We start from the raw sequence: 18,600 nt of genomic DNA, 5'->3' as shown, positions 1-18,600 counted from the left end.
GCCATGGCGGACGTGCTGGTCTGCATCAAGCGGGTGCCCGACGTGGCCGGCGAGGTGCTGCTGACCCCGGACGCGCAGGCGGTCGACGCCCGCTTCGTCGGGTTCACCGTGAGCGCGCACGAGAACTGCGCCGTCGAGCTGGCCGTGCGCATCGCCACGGCCACCGGCGGCACCGCGACCGTGCTCACCCTGGGGCCCGAGGCCGCGGTCGAGCAGCTCCGCGCGGCCCTGGCGGTCGGCTGCGCCGCGGCCGTGCACATCGACGCCGACCCGGTCGGGTACGGGCCGGTGGACGTCGTCCGGGAGATCGCCGCCGTCGTGCGGACGCACGCCGCCGACGGCCGTGAGTACGACCTGATCCTGCTCGGCAACGACGCCGCCGACACCGGTGACTTCCAGGTCGGCGTCCGGCTCGCCTACGCGCTGGGCCGGCCGGTGGTCAACGGGGTGCGCACGGTCGAGGTCGACGGCGGCGTGGCGACGGCGCGCGGCGACGGGCCGGACGGCGTCGAGACGTACGCGGTGCCGCTACCCGCCGTCGTCACCGTGCTCGAGGGCGGCGTGGAGCCGCGCTACCCGTCAGTCGTCGGACGGATGAAGGCGAAGAAGATCCCGGTCGAGACCGTGGCACCGCGGCACGAGCCGACCGGCCCCGGCCGGGTGCGGCTCACGCTGCCGCCCGCCCAGCCGAGCACCGTGGAGGTGATCGGCGTCGGACCGGACGCCGCGCCGGCCGTGGTCGACCTGCTGCAGCACCTGGGGGTGGCCCGATGATCCTCACGCTCGTCGAGACCGACGCGGCCGGCGCGACCGAGGTGTCGCTGGAGGCCGTCACGTTCGGGCGCACCCTGGCCAGGCGGACGGGAGGCACGGTGCACGCCCTGGTGGTCGGCGCGTACCCGGGGGAGCTGGTCGACCAGCTCGCCGGCCACGGCATCGGCGAGGTGCACCACGCCACCGGCGAGGCCTTCTCGGCCTACGGCGGGGCCGTCTGGGCAGCCGCCGTGCAGGCCGCGGTGGCGGCCACCGACGCCGGGGCCGTCGTCGCCCCGGGCAGCCCGCGCGGCCTCGAGGTCATGGCCCACCTGGCCGCACGGCTCGACGTGCCGATGGCGGCCAACGTCGTCGGGCTGGGCACTGACGACGACGGGGACGGCGGTGCCGGCGGTGCCGGCGACGGCGGGGCGCTGCGGGTCACCCGCCAGGTGATGGGCGGCGCGGCGCTCGAGGAGATGCTCCTGCCCCGGCGCCCCGCGGTCCTCACGGTCGCCGGCCACGCCGTGCAGGCCGAGCAGGTCCCGCCGGTGCCGGTGACGGTGCGCGAGTTCGCCCCGGAGGTCACGGAGGCGGACCTGGTGACGCGGGTCGTGTCGACCGAGCCCGCCGCGCCGGACCTCTCGGGTGCGCTCACGTCGGCCAAGGTCGTGGTGGGCGCCGGGCGCGGGGCGGGCGGCGCGGAGGGCTTCGCGGGCGTGGCCGAGCTGGCGGAGCTGCTCGGCGGGGCACTCGGCGTGTCCCGCGTGGTGACCAGCATGGGCTGGCGCCCGCACCACGAGCAGATCGGCCAGACCGGGAGCCGGATCTCCCCCGACCTCTACATCGCGTGCGGCATCAGCGGGGCGATCCAGCACTGGGCCGGCTGCGCGAGCTCCAAGACGATCCTGGCGGTCAACACCGACGAGGCCGCGCCGATGGTCACCAAGGCGACCTACGCGGTGATCGGCGACATGCACGAGGTCGTGCCCGCGATCAACGCCGAGATCCGGCGCCGCCGGGGCTGAGGGGACCACGCGATGCCGACACCCACGCACGCCGAGCTGAGCGACGCCGTCCGCAGGTTGATGTTCCCGTTCAGCGTGGAGATCACCCCGCGCGAGGCGGCGACGCTCCCGCCGCTGCGCGACCACCTGGCGGCCGGGACGGCCGTCTACCTCACGTTCCTGCCGGACCAGCCGTGGGCCGACACGGTGGCGGTCGCCCGCGCCGTCCGGGAGGCCGGCCTGCGCCCGGTGCCGCACCTGGCGGCCCGGGCCGTGTCCGACCGCCCCGCGTTGCAGCGCATGCTGGCCGACCTCACCGCGGCCGGGGTCGAGGACGTCCTGCTCCTCGCCGGGTCCCTGACGACCCCCGTCGGGGAGTTCTCCGAGTCGGCGCAGGTCCTCGACGCGGGGCTCCTCGAGGAGGCCGGCATCGACCGCGTCGGGATCGTGGGCCACCCGGAGGGGCACCCCGACGTCGACGACGACGAGCTGTTCCGGGCCCTCGTCGCCAAGTGCGGCATCGCCCGGGCGCGCGGGTTCGACCTGCACCTCGTCACCCAGTTCTGCTTCGACCCCGGACCGATCGTCGCCTGGGAGCGGCGGATCCGGGCCGCGGGCGTCGACGTGCCCGTCCACGTCGGGCTGCCCGGCCTCACCTCCCCCGCGCGCCTGCTCCGGTACGGCCTGCGCTGCGGGGTGGGGCCCTCCCTCAAGGTGCTCCGGCAGCAGGCCGGGAGCGTGCTCAAGCTGGCGACCTCGCCGGTCCACCATCCCGACGCGACCCTCCTCGGCCTGGCGGCCGCGGTGGCCGCCGACCCCCGCAGCCTGCTGCGCGCGGTGCACTTCTTCCCGTTCGGCGCGCTCGTCCCCACCGCCTCCTGGGCGGCGGACATCCGCGACGGGCGGTTCGAGATGGACGACCGCGACTCCCTGCGCGTGACCGCCTGACGCCCCTGCCACGACCGAGGAGACTGTCATGTTCCTTCCGCCGGATCTGAAGATCGCGCAGGCGGCGTCCCTGAAGCCGCTCGACGACGTGGCCGCCGCCATGGGCATCGGGCCGCACCTGCTCGAGGGGTACGGCGAGCACGTCGCCAAGATCAAGCTCGCGGCGATCGAGGAGCTCGCGGACCGGCCCCGGGCCAAGTACGTGGTGGTGTCCGCCGTGACGCCGACCCCGCTGGGCGAGGGCAAGACCACCACCACCGTCGGCCTCGGGCAGGCGCTGTGCCAGACCGGGCGGCAGGCCACCGTGGCGATCCGGCAGCCGTCCATGGGCCCGACCTTCGGGATCAAGGGCGGGGCGGCCGGCGGCGGCTACAGCCAGGTCGTCCCGATGGACGTGCTCAACCTCCACCTGACCGGCGACTTCCATGCCGTCACCGCGGCGCACAACCTGCTCTCGGCCGTCCTGGACAACCACCTCTACCAGGGCAACGCCACCGGCCTCGATCCGCACGCCATCACCTGGCGACGGGTGCTCGACGTCAACGACCGGGCGCTGCGCAACGTGATCGTCGGCCTCGGCAGCAGGACGGACGGGATCCCGCGCCAGACCGGGTTCGACATCACCGCGGCCAGCGAGGTCATGGCGATCTTCGCGCTCGCCCGGTCGCTGCAGGAGATGCGCGAGCGGTTCGGCCGCATCGTCGTCGGCTACACGCCGCAGGGCACGCCGGTGACCGCGGAGGACATCGGCGGCGCCGGCGCCATGACGGCCATCATGCGGGACGCGTTGAAGCCCAACCTCATGCAGACGCTGGAGAACACGCCGGTGCTGGTGCACGCCGGCCCGTTCGGCAACATCGCCCACGGGAACTCGTCGGTGGTGGCCGACCTCATCGGCATCCACGGCGGCGACTTCCTCGTCACCGAGGCCGGGTTCGGGGCCGACATGGGCGCGGAGCGGTTCTTCAACATCAAGTGCCGGGCCTCCGGCCTGACCCCGGACGCCGCGGTGGTCGTGGCGACCGTGCGGGCGCTCAAGGCGCACTCCGGGCGGCACCGGATCGTCGCCGGCCGGCCGCTGCCGGAGGCGCTCCTCGCCGAGAACCCGGACGAGGTCCACATCGGCGGGGCCAACCTGCGCAAGCAGATCCAGAACATCCGGATGCACGGGGTGTCGCCGGTCGTCGCGGTCAACGCCTTCCCCGGCGACCACGCCTCCGAGCACGCGGCGATCGCCGAGATCGCGCAGGAGATGGGCGCGCGGGTGGCCGTCTGCACGCACTTCACCGACGGTGGGCGCGGGGCCCGGGAGCTGGCCGACGCGGTCGCCGAGGCCGCCGACGAGCCGTCCCGCTTCCGCTTCCTCTACCCGGACTCGGCCGGCCTCGAGGAGAAGATCGAGACGATCGCGACGAAGGTCTACGGCGCCGACGGGGTGGACTACGACCGCGCCGCGGCCCGCCAGCTCGCGACCTACGAGGCGAACGGCTACGGCCGCCTGCCCGTCTGCATCGCCAAGACCCACCTGTCGCTGTCGTCCGACCCGTCGCTCACGGGGGCGCCCACGGGCTGGCGCCTGCCCGTCCGGGAGGTCCGGGCGTCCGTCGGGGCCGGGTTCATCTACCCGATCTGCGGCGACATGCGGACGATGCCCGGCCTGGGCGCCAGCCCGGCCGCCCACCGGGTGGACGTCGACCGGGACGGGAACATCGTCAACCTCTCCTGATCCTCACCCGAGGGCACCGCGGACGTCGTCGCGGACCCGTGCGGCCCGGCGCAGGAGGTCGTCGACGGACCCGACGGCGGCGGCGAGGTCGCCGGCCTCCGCGGTGCCGCGGCGCGGCGCGATGTCGGCCTCGACGTTCGTGCGGCTGATGCTCAACGCCGCGGCGGTCGCGTCGGCGGCGGCGGCCACGTCCGCGAGGAGGGCACCGCTGCCGACCTCGGCCATGCGCTCGCACAGCCCGACGAGCTCCGCCCCGATCCGGACCAGCTCGGCCGGCGGACCCGCGGCGGCGAGGAGGGCGTCGCCGATCGCCGCGCTGCGTCGCGCCCGCTCGGCCTCGGTGGTCCGCGGGAGTGCGTAGGCCGCGGCGACCTCGTCGACGGCGGCGATGTCCGCCTCGGCGAGGCCGAGCGCCGCGTCGTGCAGCTCCTCCGCCCGCCCGAGCACGCCCTGCGCGACCTCGCCCACCGGGTGGTCGCGGCCGACGCGGAACCGGGCCACCATGACCAGCAGCGCCGCGGCCTGGGCCGCGGTGAGCGCGGCGACGGCGGAGCCCGCGGGCGACGGGTTCCGCGCCGCCAGGCGTCCGAGGTAGGCGTCGATGCTCCAGCTCCGCACCCCGCCCACGCTAACGGCGACACGGCGGCTCCGGTATTGGGATGGATGGCGGTCCCCCTCGGCACCCGACAGCAGGACGCTGTGACCCACGTCACCGATGGGGAACGTTCGAAGGGAGTGCCGGAGCGATGGGGAACTACTACTCCGAGGAGATCCACGGTCGGCACGAGTACCTCGACCTCGGCGACTTCGAGCTGGCCGGGGGGATCACGCTGCCCGACGCCCGGCTCGCGTACAAGACCCGGGGAACGCTGAACGACGCGAAGGACAACGCCATCCTGTTCCCACACATGTGGTCCGGGACGTCGGCGTCGATGGAGATCTTCGTCGGGGAGGGCCGGCCGCTCGACCCGTCGAAGTACTTCATCATCTTCCCGGGCCAGTTCGCGAACGGGTTCTCGTCCTCACCGAGCAACACGCCGCCCCCGTTCAACGGCGGCGCCTTCCCGAACGTCACGATCAGCGACGACGTGCGGGCACAGCACAGGCTCGTGACCGAGGTCTTCGGGATCGAGCGCCTCGAGCTCGTGCTGGGCTGGTCGATGGGCGCCGAGCAGACCTACGAGTGGGCCGTCCGGTACCCCGACATGGTCAAGCGGGCGCTCCCGTTCGCCGGCACGGCCAGGACCACCGCCCACGACTACATCTTCGTACGCTCGCACGAGGACGCGCTCAAGTCCGACCCGGCCTGGGACGGCGGGTTCTACAAGGACCAGAGCGACGTCCACGTGGGTCTCCGCCGCCACGCGCAGACCTGGTCGGTGATGGGGCTGTGCCCGGAGTTCTACAACTCCGAGGCCTACCGGGCCTACGGCTTCTCCTCGCTCGAGGACTTCCTGCACCGGTTCTGGGAGAACTACTTCGCGCCCATGGACCCGAACAACCTCATCTGGATGGGCTGGAAGTGGCGCCACGGCGACGTCAGCCTGCACACGAACGGAGACCTGGCCGCAGCGCTCGGGCGGATCACGGCGAAGACGTACGTCGTGCCGTTCTCCCGGGACATGTTCTTCCCGCCGGAGGACTGCGAGGCCGAGCAGCGCCTGATTCCGAACAGCGAGTTCCGTGTCGTGGACTCGCTGTGGGCACACTTCGCGATGTTCTGTCTCGCCGACCGTGACCGCGAGCAGATCGACGGATGCATCGGTGACCTGCTGAAGGAGCACGTGGACTGACCGGGAGGGCGTGGCCGGACGGTCGGGCTCGCGGTCGACGTCACCGGCACTCGACCGCGGGTCGATCGTCCGGGCTGCTCGAGGGGCGGCCGCTCCTCCGATACCGCGCGGGTATCGAAGGAGCCGGAAGAGGCCCTGGAACCGATCGCCCGGCGGGAGCTCGGCCTACGCCCCCTTCAGCTCCGCGAGGATGCGCTGCCGGAGCCGGTACTTCTCGACCTTGTTCGTGGGCGTGCGCGGGATGTCGTCGACGATCCGGACGTGCCTGGGCCGCATGTACTTCGGCATGGTCCGGACCGCGAAGGCGTCGACCTCGTCGGCGGTGAGTGCAGCCCCGTCGGTAGGGACGACGTAGGCCACGATGTCGTCCTCGTCCCCCTCGGCGCCCGGGATCGGGAACGCGGCGCTCATCCGGATCACCGGGTGCTGGTTGAGCATGTCCTCGACCTGGAACGACGACAGGTTCTCCCCGCGCACCCGGATCCGGTCCCCGAGCCGGTCGACGAAGTAGAACAGCCCGTCCTCCCCCACGAGCGCGGCGTCGCCGGTGTGGAACCAGAGGTTGCGGGTCGCGACGACCGTGGCCTCCGGCTTGTTCAGGTAGGACTCCGGCAGCAGCCCCGGGACCTTCGGTCGGACGGCGAGGTGGCCCGGCTCCTCGGGCCCGCACTCCTCGTCGCGCTCGTTCCGGACGGTGACCTCGAAGAACGGGCTCGGCCGTCCCATCAGCCCCTTCCGGCCCGCCTGCTCGGCGGACAGGACGGGCACGCCCTTGGCCACGGCGACCGAGGCCATCTCCGAGTGCGAGTACCCGCGGTAGAGATCGGCCGGCGTGCCCTCACCGGGAGCGGTCTCCTCGATCAGCACGCACAACGGGGCCCCTGCCTCGGTCTGCCCGAACCCGGCCCCCACGTGGTCGATCCCGAACCGGCGGCAGAACTCGGCGTGCTGCAACGGCAGCGGCTGCATGTAGGCCTTGTTCAGGGTGTTCCGGCGGTCGTCGGCGGAGGCGGGCGCCTTGGACAGCCAGGGGATCATGACGTCGAGCAGGATCGCCGCGGTCGCCCCGCGGGAGTGGATCCGCTCCCAGAACCGGGTGGGGCTGAACCGGTTCCACACCGCGACCTCGGCGCCCTGCCAGAGCCCGCGGCCGAAGTTCGCGAGCGCCCCGCCGACGTGGTACATCGGCAGGTCGTTGTAGACGACGTCCTCCTCGGACAGCGGCGCCCGCAGCCCCCACGTGTACTGCGCCATCCAGCGGAAGGGTTGCAGCACGCCCTTCGACGGCCCGGTGGTCCCCGAGGTGTAGAAGACGTTGGCCGGGTCGTCGAAGGTGAGCGTGACCCGCGGCGCGTCCGCGTCCGCCACGAGATCACCCCAGGCCACGGGCCGGAACGTCGGGTGCAGGTCGGGTGCGGGCGCGTGGTCGTGCGCCGAGGGCGGCGGCGTGTAGACGGCGACGGCGGGCGGCTGCTCCAGCACGTCCGCGACGGCGTTCAGGGCGGGCAGCAGCGCGGGATCGGTCACGATCAGCACAGGCCGGGTGTCGTCGAGCTGGTACGAGAGCAGCCTGCCGGTGTAGGAGAAGTTCACCGGCGCGTAGACCGCCCCGGCCTTCCAGCAGCCGACCATCACCAGCGCGGTGATCATGGGGTTGAGGCTGAAGACCGACACCCGGTCGCCCCGGGCCACGCCGCAGTCGACGAGGTTGCCGGCGATCGCGTCCGTCCGGCGGTCGAACTCGGCGTAGGTGAACGAGACGTCGTCCTCGCCGTAGTAGAGGAAGGTCCGGTCACCGGTGGTCCGGGCCCAGTGCCGGAGCCGGTCGGTGATCAGCTCGTCCTCGGCACGCAGACGGGCGGTGAGCTCCTTCTCGGACATCGGGTTCCTCACGGTCGGGTGCCGAAAGCGGGGCGGCCGAGCTGCTCGGGCAGCAGGCGGTAGGCGTCCTGCACCCACTCGCACAGCACGGCCCGGCTCTCGCGGGGGTCGATCAGGTCCTGCACGCCGAACCGCTCCACGGTCCGGAAGGGCGAGGCCAGCGCCTCCAGCTCGCGCTCGATCCGGGCGATCTCGGCCGCGCGGTCCGGGGCGTCCTCGAGCTGGGCGCGGAAGGCCGCTTCGACGCCGCCCTTCGCGGGCAGGGAGCCCCAGGTGGCGGACGGCCAGGCCCACGTCCGGTTCGGCCGGTGCCGGTTGACGATCCCGGCGCCGCCGACCCCGAACACCCGCCGCACGATGATCTCGGCCTGCGGCACCCGCGCCTGATAGACAGCGGCGATCGCCCGGACCCCGAAGCGGATCGTGGCCTTGCGCTCCGCGCCCGAGCCGACCGACGCACCACCCTGGTCGGTGAGGCTGACCAGCGGGAGGTGGAAGGTCTCGCAGAGGTCGACGAGCCGGGTGATCGCCTGCGCGCCCTCCGCCGAGATCGTCACGCCGCGGGTCGGGTCGGTGGCGATCACGCCGACGGGGTGGCCGTCGAGCCGAGCCAGTGCGGTGACCGTCGCGCCGCCGTACTCGGCGTAGCGGAAGACCGAGCCCTGGTCGAACACGGCCTCGAGCAGCGCGTCCACGTCGTAGGGCTCGCGGGGGTTGCGGGGCACGGCGCGCAGCAGGCCCTCCTCCGCGCGGTCCGCCGGGTCCTCGCCGGGCACGACCGGGGGCACCTCGAACACGCTCTGCGGCAGGTAGGACAGGAACCCGCGGATCACGCCGAAGGCCTCGTCCTCGCTGCGGACGAACCGCTCGATCAGCCCGTTGCTGCGGTGCACCTCCGCGCCGCCCAGCTGTTCCTTGGTGAGGTCCTCGCCGGAGCTGCCCTTCACCACCGGCGGCCCGGCGGTGAAGACCTGCCCGATGCCCTCGACCATCAGCGCGAGGTGGGACATGGCCAGCCGCGCGGCGCCGAGCCCGACCGTCGGGCCGAGGCACGCGGACACGACCGGAACCAGGGAGAGGTTCTCGACGACCGCGTCCCAGCCCGGGTTGACCGGCAGGTAGTGGTAGCCGTTGCGCTGCGCGGTGACCACGCTGCCGCCGCCGCTCGCGCCGTCCAACAGCCGGACGATCGGCAGCCGCATCGCGCCGGCGTACTCCTCGGTGAACACCTGCTTCTGCCAGATCGCCGCGTCCCCGGAGCTGCCGCGGATGGTGAAGTCGTCCGCCCCGACGACGGCGCGGCGGCCCTCGATCCGCGCCGTGCCCGCGACGAAGTTGACCGGCAGCAGCGAGGTCAGCTCGTCGTCCGCGGAGTAGGTGGCGAAGCCGGTGAGCGGGGCGATCTCGGAGAAGCTGCCCTTGTCCACCAGCGCGTCGATCCGCTCGCGGACGGTCAGCCTGCCCGTCTCGTGCTGGCGGGCGACCTTCTCCGGGCCGCCCATCTCGCGGCCGAGCGCACGGCGGCGGTGGACCTCATCGGCCTCGCCCTCCCACCCCTCCTCGACCGCCGGGATGTCGGGGGCGACCACGTCGTCGTCCGACGCCGAGGGCTCCAGCACGAGCAGCGGCGCACCCTCCTCGACGACGGTCCCGACCTCGGCCAGCAGGCGCCCGACGGTCCCGGCGGTCTCGGCGCGGACCGCGAACTCCATCTTCATCGCCTCGAGGACCAGCAGCCGCTCGCCGCGCCGGACCCGGCTGCCGGACTCCACCGCGTACTCGACGACGACCCCGTCCATCGGTGCGCGGACCGCCGGCCCGACGACGGCCCCACCGGCCGCGACCTCGTGGCCCGGTTCGTCCGCGGCCGTGGGGAACCGGGCCGCCCGGTCGGTGCTCCGTAGCTCGGCGAGGTGCTCCGCCACGAAACCGGTGCTCGACGGGCCGCCGGTGAAGTCCGGATGGGTCAGCACCGCGCGCAGGAACGGGATCGTGGTCGCGAGCCCCTCGATCCGGAACTCGGCCAACGCGGCGTCCGCGCGTCGGGCCGCGTCCGCGAACGTGGCGCCGCGAGTGATCACCTTGGCCAGCAACGAGTCGAAGCGCGGGCTCGTCCGCAGGCCGGCGTAGCCGTAGGTGTCCACCCGCACGTGCGGGCCGGCGGGCGGGTCGAAGGCGGTGAGCAGGCCCGCGCGGGGACGCGGCGTGCCGTCCTCGTCGAGCTCCTCGGTGTTGACCCGGGCCTGGACCGCGAAGCCCCGCGGCGCTCCTTCCACGTCCGGCGCGGCGCCCTGCGCGAGGCGGATCTGGGTCTCGACGAGGTCGACGCCGGTGACCTCCTCGGTCACGGTGTGCTCGACCTGCAGCCGCGGGTTGAGCTCGAGGAACCACACGTCGTCGCCGTGGACCAGGAACTCGACCGTGCCCAGGCTCTCGTAGCGGACGTGCTCGCCGATCCGGATCGCCGCGGCGTGGAGCCGCTCGCGGACCACCGGGTCGAGGAACGGCGCGGGCGCGATCTCGATCAGCTTCTGGTGCCGGCGCTGGATCGAGCAGTCACGTTCGCCGAGGTGCCGCACCTGCGTGCCGTCCCCGACGATCTGCACCTCGACGTGTCGCGCGGCCTCCACCAGCTTCTCGACGTACAGCTCTCCGGACCCGAACGCCTGCTCGGCCTCGGACCTGCAGCGGGCGTAGGCGTCGGCCAGCTCGTCCGCGTCGGTCACGGCCCGCATCCCGCGACCGCCCCCGCCGGCGAGCGCCTTGAGCATCACGGCGCCGTGCTCGGTCAGGAAGGCCGCGGCCTCGTCCAGGGTGGTCGGGCCGAGGGTGCCGGGCAGCACCGGGACACCGGCCTCGCGGGCCGTGGCGCGGGCTCGGACCTTGTCGCCGAACAGGTCCAGGAGCTCGGGTCGCGGGCCGACGAAGGTCAGTCCGGCGTCGGCGCAGAGCCGGGCGAAGGCGGCGTTCTCGCTGAGGAAGCCGTAGCCGGGATGGACCAACGTGGCGCCTGCGTCCCGAGCCACCGCGACGACGGCCTCCTGGTCCAGGTAGCCCGGGATCTCGTGGGCCTCGTCGGCGAGGGTGACGTGCGGGGCGGCGACGTCGTCGGCCACGAACACGGCGACCGTCCGTAGGCCCAGCTCACGGGCGGCCCGGACGAGGCGGACGGCGATCTCGCCCCGGTTGGCGACGAGCAGGGTCACGAGACCTCCACGGTGAGGGAACGCAGCAACTGCGCGACGAGCCGGTCGATGATCTGGTCCCGGGTCAGCGAGCCGTCCGGCCGGTACCAGACCGCCGGGCCGAAACAGGCCCTGATCAGGGTGAACGCAGTGAGCTTGACGTCGTCGACCACGAGGCTGCCCTCGGCCGCGCCCTCGCGGAGCAGGGTCTCGAGCAGGCGTTCGTAGCGACGCTCGATGGCGCGGACCTCGGCCAGGTGCTCGGCGTCGAGGCCGTGCAGCACCGGCAGGAGGATCACGTGCTTGGCGAGGGGGTCGAAGGCCGCGGCGGCGAGATCCCGCAGCGCCGCCTCGATGCGCTCGCGGGCGGACCCCGGTCGGCGCACGATCTCGTCCAGCCGCTCGACCGCAGCACCCGAGGTGGCCCGCCGGGTCTCGACGACCAGCTCCTGCTTGCTGCGGAACTGGTAGTAGAGGACGCCCTTGCTGACGCCCATCTGCGCGGCGATGTCCTCCATCGTCGCGGCCTCGTAGCCCTTGCGGGCGAACACCTCCGCCGCGGCCGCGAGGATCCGGCGGCGCTGCTCCTCGCGGTGCCCGGGATCGCGGACGGCACTGCCCCGCAGGCCGATCTTGGCCATCGGCCCTCCCGTCGCGTCGTCGCGCCCCGAGGTTCAACTCGTCGGTTTATACCCGAGCGTATGACAATGGCCGTGACGGGTCAACGGCGCACGGTCCTCCACCTGGTGGCCTGACCACGCAGGGATGCGGCTTTAACCTCGACCGCGTGAGCATCGCCGTTCCCACCGACGACCTGGCCGCGACCGTCGCCCGCTTCGGCTTCGCCTACCTTCTGACCATCGCGGACGACGGCAGGCCGCACGTCGCCGCGGTCTCGCCGGCGGTGACCGACGGCGGCCTCGTCGTCGGCGGTCTCGGCAGCCGCACCCGTGCCAACGCGACCGCGCGGCCCGTCGTCACGCTGGTCTGGCCGCCGAGCTCCGCGGAGGAGCACTCGCTGATCGTCGACGGGAGTGCGGCGCTGTCCGGCGACGCACTCGTCGTCACACCGACGCGGGCGGTCCTGCACCGCCCTGCGCCGGCCCCGACCCCGGGTCCCGGGTGCGGCGCCGACTGCGCGGAGGTCCCGACGGGTGCCTGACGACGCCTGGGCGGCCCTGGCGGACGCGTTCGTCGACGGCGCCTACGCCACGGTCAAGGGCCGGGTGCGGACCTACGTCCTGCACCAGCAACTGCTCCGGCACCTCCCGACCGCGCCAGCGGCCGTCCTCGACGTGGGCGGTGGCGCCGCCCACCAGTCCCTACCGTTGGCCCGGCTCGGCCATGAGATCACCGTGCTGGACCCGTCGGCGGCGATGCTGGCCCGGGCGCGGCACCGCCTCGGGGCGGAGCCCGAGGCCGTGCGGCGGCGGGTCCGCCTGCTCGAGGGCCCGGGCGAACAGGCCGACGTCCTGACCGACGCCCGCCAGTTCGACGCCGTCCTGTGCCACGGCGTGCTCATGTACCTGCCCGATCCGGCTCCGATGGTGGCGGCGCTGTGCCGCTGCGTCGCCCCGGGAGGTTCCCTGTCCCTGATGGCACTGAACCGCCGGACACTGGCGGTCCGGCCGGCACTCGAGCGACGCTGGTCCGACGCCCTGACCGCCTTCGACGCCGGCTCCGAGCCCGGCGTGCTCGGAGCCGAGACCCGCGCCGACACGGTCGAGGGCCTGTCGGGGCTGCTGCGGGACGGAGGCCTCGAGGCCGAGGCCTGGTACGGCGTGTGGCTCTTCGCCGACTGGATGGACATCCCCCTCGACACCACGGACGTCGGGGCCGTCTCCGAGGTCGAGCTCCGCGCCGCGTCATGTGACCCGTACCGGCAGCTCAGCCGCGTGTTCCACCTGGTCGGGCGCAAGCCGGTCCGACCGGGCCGTCCTCGCCCGGACGGAGCGCGGAGCTGACGCCACGAAGGCCCTCCCCGTCCGGCCGGCGGGCGAGCACGGTGTGCGGGGCGGCCTCCCGGGCGGGGTTGCCCTCCCACCGGGCGCCCGGCGGGATCTCCTCGCCCTTCATGACGAAGGTCCCGGCGTCGAGCTCGGCCCCGTCGCCGACCGTCACGCCGTAGTGCACGAAGGCGCCGGCACCGAGGGTGGCCCGCGCGCCGACGGTGCTGCGGTCGGACTTGAACGCGCCGTCCTCCTGCGAGTGGCACTGCACGACCGTGCCGAAGTTGAGCGTGGCCTCGTCGCCGATCGTCACGAGGGTGCGTTCCGGGAGGAAGCAGCCGTCGTCGAACACCCGCCGGCCGAGCCGCACCCCGAGCGCACGCGACAGCAGGTTCTTGAACGGCGTGCCGGCGAAGGCCTGGTCGAAGTCGGGGATCACGAGCTTCCAGAACCGCTCGTGCCACCAGAAGTACGGGTCGTAGATCGAGCAGGACCGCGGCGTCAGCGACCGGTACCGGAGGACGGCCCGCTCGACCAGGCAGAAGAACACGACCGTGTAGAGCAGCGACCCGACCAGGTCGGCGGCGACCGCCTCCACGCCGACGGACCGGTAGATGTCAGAGGCCGCCATGGCCAGCAGGACCATGCCCAGCAGATGCACCCAGCGCACGACGAGGAACAGCGCCATGCTCCGCAGGTTGTAGCGGTTCTTGCGGGACAGTCGCTGCCGCAGCTCGGCCCGGCTCCGCACCGCGAACCGGTGGTCGCGCTCGACGGTCCGCGGGATCGGGAAGCACGGGGCCCCCAGCAGCCCGGTGTCGTGGCGCGGCTCCCCGTCCATCGGGACCAGGACCTTGGTGGCCAGCAGGACGTTCTCGCCCGTGCGGCCCTGCGACGGGTACATGATCCGGTTGCCGAGGAAGCTGTGCGCCCCGATGGTCACCCGCGAGATCCGGAACGAGGTCGCCGAGAAGTCCGCGTTGATGACCGAGAGCCCGTCGGCCACCATCGTGCCGCGCCCGACCGTGACGTGGAACGGCGTCTCGTGCCGCAGCTCGGTCCCGAAGTTCGACCCGGTCTGCTCGGCGGCGTCGACGTCGTAGCCGATCCAGCGCAGGTACCCCACGATGTACGAGCTGTCCCCGAACAGGCGGTTGAAGAACCTGACGTTGGTCAGCCGGCCGATCGTGCGGTGCAGGCCGTAGTGGACGCCGTAGAGCCGGTAGGTCCGATCCGCCCGCAGCGGCAGGTTCAGCAGCCGCGGCACCACCGCCACGCCCACGAGGCCGAGCAGCAGGACGCCGAGGAACAGCACCGTCGTCACCACCAGGGCATCGCGGTAGTAGGCCCAGGTCGTGAAGGCCGTCGCCCCGGAGTCGAGGACGCCGCCGAGCGGGGTCTCGTCGAGCAGGACCCCCGCGAACCCGACCGCGACCGGGAGGTAGACCGCGACCGCGAGAACCAGTTGGACCGCCGCGTGGACGATGCGCCGCCCGCTGCCGCACCGGAGCGATCCACCGGTGTGCAGGTCGGCACCGCCGGGAACGGCGGGCACGCCGTGCCACGACTCCCCCGCGGGCACCGCTTGTCCGGCGACGAGCGCGGAGGCGTGCCCGATCTGGGATCCGTCGTCCATCGCGGTGCGGATGTCCAGCACGGCTCCCTCCCCGACCACGACGTCGCGACCGAGCGTCACCGGACCGGTCTCGAGAACCCCTCCGCGAGCGCGGTAGCCGTTCAACTGCGCATCCTTGCGGACGACCGTGCCGGCGCCGATGGTGATCAGGTCGGTGCACACCGGTAGCGTCCGGGAGTAGATCGTCACGCCCTTGCCCACCCGCGCCCCGAGAGCCCGCAGGTACAGCACCATCAGCGGCGAGGCCGAGCTGGTGTGCGAGCGGCCGCCGGTGAGCAGCAGCAGGGGGCTCGCCCGGACCAGGGTCTTGACCAGCCAGAACCGGAAGTAGTCAAGGCTCCAGATGCGGATCTCGCGCGGCCGCCACCGGCCGACGAGCACCCACTTGGCCGCGACCGGCAGCAGGCACATCGAGACGAAGATCGTTGCCCCCGCCTCGACCGCGCGCAGGTAGAGGCTCGCCGGGCCGAAGCCGGCGGCGACGACGTACTCGTAGGAGAGCGTGGTGGCGATCGCGAAGCCGTAGCAGTAGGCCACGAACGCCAGGAACTGCAGGAGGCCGCAGAAGAGGTAGCCGGCGGTGCCGGCCCGCGGGCGCGCCGGCGCGGCGGCGTCCGTTGCGCGGGCCGGTTCGGGGACGGGCGCGACGGCGAGGGCGGCGGCCAGGCTCGCGATCGTCGGATGGTCGTAGACGTCGCGCATCGACGGCGACGGCAGATCCTCCCGCTTCCGCGCCCTCGCGCAGAAGCGGGCCAGCACCATCGAGTCGGCGCCGAGGTGGTCGAAGAAGTCGTCATCGGGCTCGACCCGCTCCACCCCGACCACGTCGGCCAGGAGCGCGGCGAGCGCCGACCCGGTGCCGGTGATGTCGGGCGATGTCGTGACGAGGTCGACAGGTGTTCCTGCCACGAGGTCTCACTCTCGAACGTCGGGTCCGGTACCGGAGCCGTACGGACGCACACGTCCGCAGGAGTACCGGTGAGGGCGTCCGGCCGCGGCGCCGTCGGCGTGGGAGACGGCCGGCGCGCCGGAAGCGCAGGCCACGGATCGGGCCCGGTGCGCTTCCGGTGTGGTGTGGGTGGTGCTTCTTCCCCCTTCACGACCGGCGGCACGTGCGCCGCCGATCACCCCCCGCGGCCGCTTCTGCGCGGCCGACGTGCTGACAGATCCCGCGACGAGCCGCTCACGTTGCATGACACAACGAGCTTCACGCGATCGTCGTAGACAACGTGGAGCATTCGGGACCTATCGCCGTCGGCCCCCGACCGTGTCGGGCCGTCCGGCGTCACGGCTGTCTCATCGGTCCTCGCCCTCTGAGACACTCCACCCGCAGATCGTCTGGACCACGGGAGGAGTGCGCGATGGGAAGCACGACGGACCGCCTCGTCGTCGTGACCGGTGCCGCCGGCGCGCTGGGCCGAGCGGTGGTCGCCGAGTTCCTCGGAGCCGGGCGCGAGGTCGTGGCACTGGACCGCGCCGGTGACCCGCTCGACGAGATCGGCCGTCTCGACGGAGTTCACCCGGTCGCGGCCGGCCTGTCCGAGCCCGCCGAGGTGACCACCGCCTGGACGACGATCGACTCGATCGGCACCCCGGACGTGCTCGTGGCGCTCGCCGGCGGCTTCCGCCCCAGCTCGCTGGCCGAGCTCACCGAGGACGTCTGGGACGCGATGTGGCAGTCCAACGTCGCCTCCCTGCTGTGGTGCGCCCGCGAGGCAGCCGCCCGGTTCGGCCCTGCGGGTGGGGGCGCCATCGTCACGGTGGGCTCGAAGACCGCCGTGAGCGGTCCCGCTCCCCTCGCGCACGCGACGAGCAAGGCGGCGGTGGTGCGGATGACCGAACTGCTGGCCGAGGAGCTCCGCCCCCAGCGGATCCGCGTCAACGCCGTGCTGCCGTCGGTCATCGACACCCCGGCCAACCGCACCTGGATGTCACCGGACCTCGCCGCCCGAGCCGTCAGCCCGGAGGCGATCGCCCGGGTGATCGCCTTCCTCGCCGGCCCGGACGCCGCGCCGATCAGCGGAGCCCGTATCCCGGTCTACGGGGACGCCTAGAAGCCCCGTTCCGCCAGGCCGATCCACATCTGCGCAGGGGACCCGGCCAGGGCGGCGCGCAGTGGACGGCTCGCGACGCGACCAAGACCTCCCGCGGCGAGCTGTTCAGCCCGCATGACCGCCCTCGCGCATTCGCCGACACGCTGTCCCCTGATCGCCCGAGTCCCCCGTCATCAACGGGCCCGGCCGGCCGGTCGATCCCGACGGCGTCCCCTCAGGTCGACGCTGGAGGTCACCCACCGCACCGACCGGAGAGGGGAACCGTGTCCACCGCCGTCCACATCCCGCCGTCCCCCGGCCCGACGCCCTCCGCGGGCCTGCCGCCCGACCGCAAGGCGGTCCGCCGGATCACCATCGCCAGCATGGCCGGCACGACGATCGAGTTCTACGACTACTTCATCTACGGCACGGCCGCCGCGCTCGTCTTCCACAAGGTCTTCTTCCCGCACACGGACGGCGTCGTCGGCGCGATCGCGGCGTTCGGGACCTTCGCCCTGGTCTACGTGTTCCGGCCGGTCGGGTCGGTCCTCTTCGGGCACGTCGGCGACCGGCTCGGTCGCAAGCGGACCCTGATCGTCACGCTGTTGACGATGGGCCTGTGCACCGTCGCCGTCGGGCTGATGCCCGGCGCGGCGACCATCGGCGTCGCCGCCCCGATCCTGCTGGTCGCCCTCCGCGCCGTGCAGGGCCTGGCCGTGGGCGGCGAATGGGCCGGGGCCGCCCTGTTCGCGACCGAGAACGCCCCCGACGGGCGGCGCGGACGCTTCGCCCTCTACCCGCAGGTCGGCGCGACCGTCGCGTTCGCGCTCGCCGCCGCCACCTTCCTCGCCGTCGACCTCGGGGTCGGCGAGACGAGCGACGCCTTCCTCTCCTGGGGCTGGCGGGTGCCGTTCCTGCTCAGCGCGCTGCTGATCGGGGTCGGGCTCTACGTGCGGCTGCACACCGACGAGACGCCCGTGTTCACCGACGCCGCCGCCCGCACGGCCACCCGCCGCGGCGCGCCGTTCCTCGAGGTGTGGCGGCGCCGGCCCCGGACGATGCTGCTGGCGACCGGCCTGGCCACCGGCGTGTTCGCCACCATGTCCGTCGCCACGTCCTTCCTGACGAGCTACGCGACCGGCAGCCTGGGTATGAGCAAGGCCGGCATCCTCGTGATCGACATCATCGCCGCGCTCGTCTCGGTGGCGACCACCGCCTACGCCGCCATCCTGTCCGACCGCCTCGGGCGCCGCCGGGTCGTCACGGCAGGCTGCATCGGCCTGGGCGTGTGGTCCCTCGTGCTCTTCCCGCTCCTCGACACCCGCTCGCCCCTCGCGGTCGGCGCCGGGATCGTCGTCCTGCTCGCGCTGCTCGGCCCGGCCTACGGTCCGCTCGGCGCCTACCTGCCCGAGATGTTCTCCACCCGGTACCGCTACACCGGCGCCGGGGTGAGCTACAACCTCGGCGGGGTCGCCGGAGGCGCCGTCATTCTCGTGGTCGCCGCGCCGCTGACCGCCTCGGCCTGGGGCCCGATCACCCTCGGCCTGTGCATCGCGGGACTACTGGCGATCGCCGTCGCGTGCCTGCGCCGCCTCCCCGAGACACACCAACGCTCGCTGACGGCCGTGTGAGACGCGTGTCGTCCCGGTCCTCCGGCCGGGACCACACAGCCCCACGCGGTGTCCGAGA

Annotated in this window: 14 protein-coding genes; 9 read left to right on the top strand and 5 right to left on the bottom strand. The window is 73.3% G+C overall.

Annotation, left to right across the window (positions count from 1 at the left end; translation table 11 throughout):
• The first annotated feature begins 3 nt into the window (after nt 1-3).
• Genes AB0B41_RS02670 through AB0B41_RS02655 form a run of 4 tightly spaced genes read left to right on the top strand, consistent with a single transcriptional unit; the run spans nt 4 to nt 4,434 of the window.
• The gene (locus AB0B41_RS02670; protein WP_358198144.1) at nt 4-774 is read left to right on the top strand and encodes an electron transfer flavoprotein beta subunit/FixA family protein; all 771 of its coding nucleotides are present in this window, start codon (nt 4-6) and stop codon (nt 772-774) included.
• Nucleotides 771-1,781, top strand: a complete 1,011-nt coding sequence (locus AB0B41_RS02665) for an electron transfer flavoprotein subunit alpha/FixB family protein (protein WP_358198142.1) — start codon at nt 771-773, stop codon at nt 1,779-1,781. The genes AB0B41_RS02670 and AB0B41_RS02665 overlap by 4 nt, the downstream gene beginning before the upstream one ends.
• A gap of 12 nt (nt 1,782-1,793) precedes the next feature.
• A complete protein-coding gene (locus tag AB0B41_RS02660; RefSeq protein WP_358198139.1) occupies nt 1,794-2,708 on the top strand; it encodes a methylenetetrahydrofolate reductase in 915 nt (304 codons plus the stop codon).
• 28 nt (nt 2,709-2,736) lie between these two features.
• Nucleotides 2,737-4,434, top strand: coding sequence for a formate--tetrahydrofolate ligase (locus tag AB0B41_RS02655; RefSeq protein WP_358198137.1), 1,698 nt, complete (start codon nt 2,737-2,739; stop codon nt 4,432-4,434).
• A 3-nt stretch (nt 4,435-4,437) separates the two neighbouring features.
• On the opposite strand, the gene AB0B41_RS02650 is transcribed toward AB0B41_RS02655, so the two are convergent.
• Complete coding sequence (locus AB0B41_RS02650) at nt 4,438-5,052, bottom strand: cyclodeaminase/cyclohydrolase family protein (protein ID WP_358198135.1); 615 nt, start codon at nt 5,050-5,052, stop codon at nt 4,438-4,440.
• A gap of 128 nt (nt 5,053-5,180) precedes the next feature.
• On the opposite strand from AB0B41_RS02650, the gene AB0B41_RS02645 reads away from it, so the two are divergent.
• Nucleotides 5,181-6,227 (top strand): alpha/beta fold hydrolase, encoded by a 1,047-nt coding sequence (locus tag AB0B41_RS02645; protein ID WP_358198132.1) that lies wholly within the window; start codon nt 5,181-5,183, stop codon nt 6,225-6,227.
• A gap of 165 nt (nt 6,228-6,392) precedes the next feature.
• Here AB0B41_RS02645 and AB0B41_RS02640 read toward each other — a convergent pair whose 3' ends face one another.
• The 3 genes from AB0B41_RS02640 to AB0B41_RS02630 are packed head-to-tail and all read right to left on the bottom strand — an operon-like array spanning nt 6,393 to nt 11,934.
• On the bottom strand, nt 6,393-8,108 hold the full coding sequence (locus AB0B41_RS02640) for an AMP-binding protein (protein WP_358198130.1): 1,716 nt from the start codon (nt 8,106-8,108) through the stop codon (nt 6,393-6,395).
• An 8-nt stretch (nt 8,109-8,116) separates the two neighbouring features.
• On the bottom strand, nt 8,117-11,314 hold the full coding sequence (locus AB0B41_RS02635; protein WP_358198128.1) for a carboxyl transferase domain-containing protein: 3,198 nt from the start codon (nt 11,312-11,314) through the stop codon (nt 8,117-8,119).
• Nucleotides 11,311-11,934 carry a TetR/AcrR family transcriptional regulator gene (locus AB0B41_RS02630; RefSeq protein ID WP_358198126.1) on the bottom strand — a complete coding sequence of 208 codons (624 nt, stop codon included), beginning with the start codon at nt 11,932-11,934 and terminating at the stop codon, nt 11,311-11,313. The genes AB0B41_RS02635 and AB0B41_RS02630 overlap by 4 nt, the downstream gene beginning before the upstream one ends.
• Before the next feature lie 146 nt (nt 11,935-12,080).
• Here AB0B41_RS02630 and AB0B41_RS02625 point away from each other — a divergent pair, with 146 nt between their 5' ends.
• Together AB0B41_RS02625 and AB0B41_RS02620 are read left to right on the top strand one after the other, a co-directional pair.
• Nucleotides 12,081-12,455 (top strand): pyridoxamine 5'-phosphate oxidase family protein, encoded by a 375-nt coding sequence (locus AB0B41_RS02625; protein WP_358198125.1) that lies wholly within the window; start codon nt 12,081-12,083, stop codon nt 12,453-12,455.
• On the top strand, nt 12,448-13,257 hold the full coding sequence (locus AB0B41_RS02620) for a methyltransferase domain-containing protein (protein ID WP_358198123.1): 810 nt from the start codon (nt 12,448-12,450) through the stop codon (nt 13,255-13,257). The genes AB0B41_RS02625 and AB0B41_RS02620 overlap by 8 nt, the downstream gene beginning before the upstream one ends.
• Here the strand turns inward: AB0B41_RS02620 and AB0B41_RS02615 are convergent.
• Nucleotides 13,181-15,787 carry a Pls/PosA family non-ribosomal peptide synthetase gene (locus tag AB0B41_RS02615; RefSeq protein WP_358198120.1) on the bottom strand — a complete coding sequence of 869 codons (2,607 nt, stop codon included), beginning with the start codon at nt 15,785-15,787 and terminating at the stop codon, nt 13,181-13,183. The genes AB0B41_RS02620 and AB0B41_RS02615 overlap by 77 nt on opposite strands.
• Nucleotides 15,788-16,239: 452 nt before the next feature.
• Here AB0B41_RS02615 and AB0B41_RS02610 point away from each other — a divergent pair, with 452 nt between their 5' ends.
• Both AB0B41_RS02610 and AB0B41_RS02605 read left to right on the top strand, forming a co-directional pair.
• Nucleotides 16,240-16,932 carry an SDR family NAD(P)-dependent oxidoreductase gene (locus AB0B41_RS02610; protein WP_358198117.1) on the top strand — a complete coding sequence of 231 codons (693 nt, stop codon included), beginning with the start codon at nt 16,240-16,242 and terminating at the stop codon, nt 16,930-16,932.
• A 263-nt stretch (nt 16,933-17,195) separates the two neighbouring features.
• Entirely contained in the window at nt 17,196-18,542 is a 1,347-nt protein-coding gene (locus AB0B41_RS02605) for an MFS transporter (RefSeq protein ID WP_358198115.1), read from the top strand.
• Nucleotides 18,543-18,600: the final 58 nt, after the last annotated feature.

Source organism: Pseudonocardia sp. NPDC049154, assembly GCF_040648315.1.
Lineage (GTDB): Bacteria > Actinomycetota > Actinomycetes > Mycobacteriales > Pseudonocardiaceae > Pseudonocardia.
The sequence above is the reverse complement of the archived record's forward strand: the minus strand, read 5'-3'. Positions and strand labels throughout refer to the sequence as shown.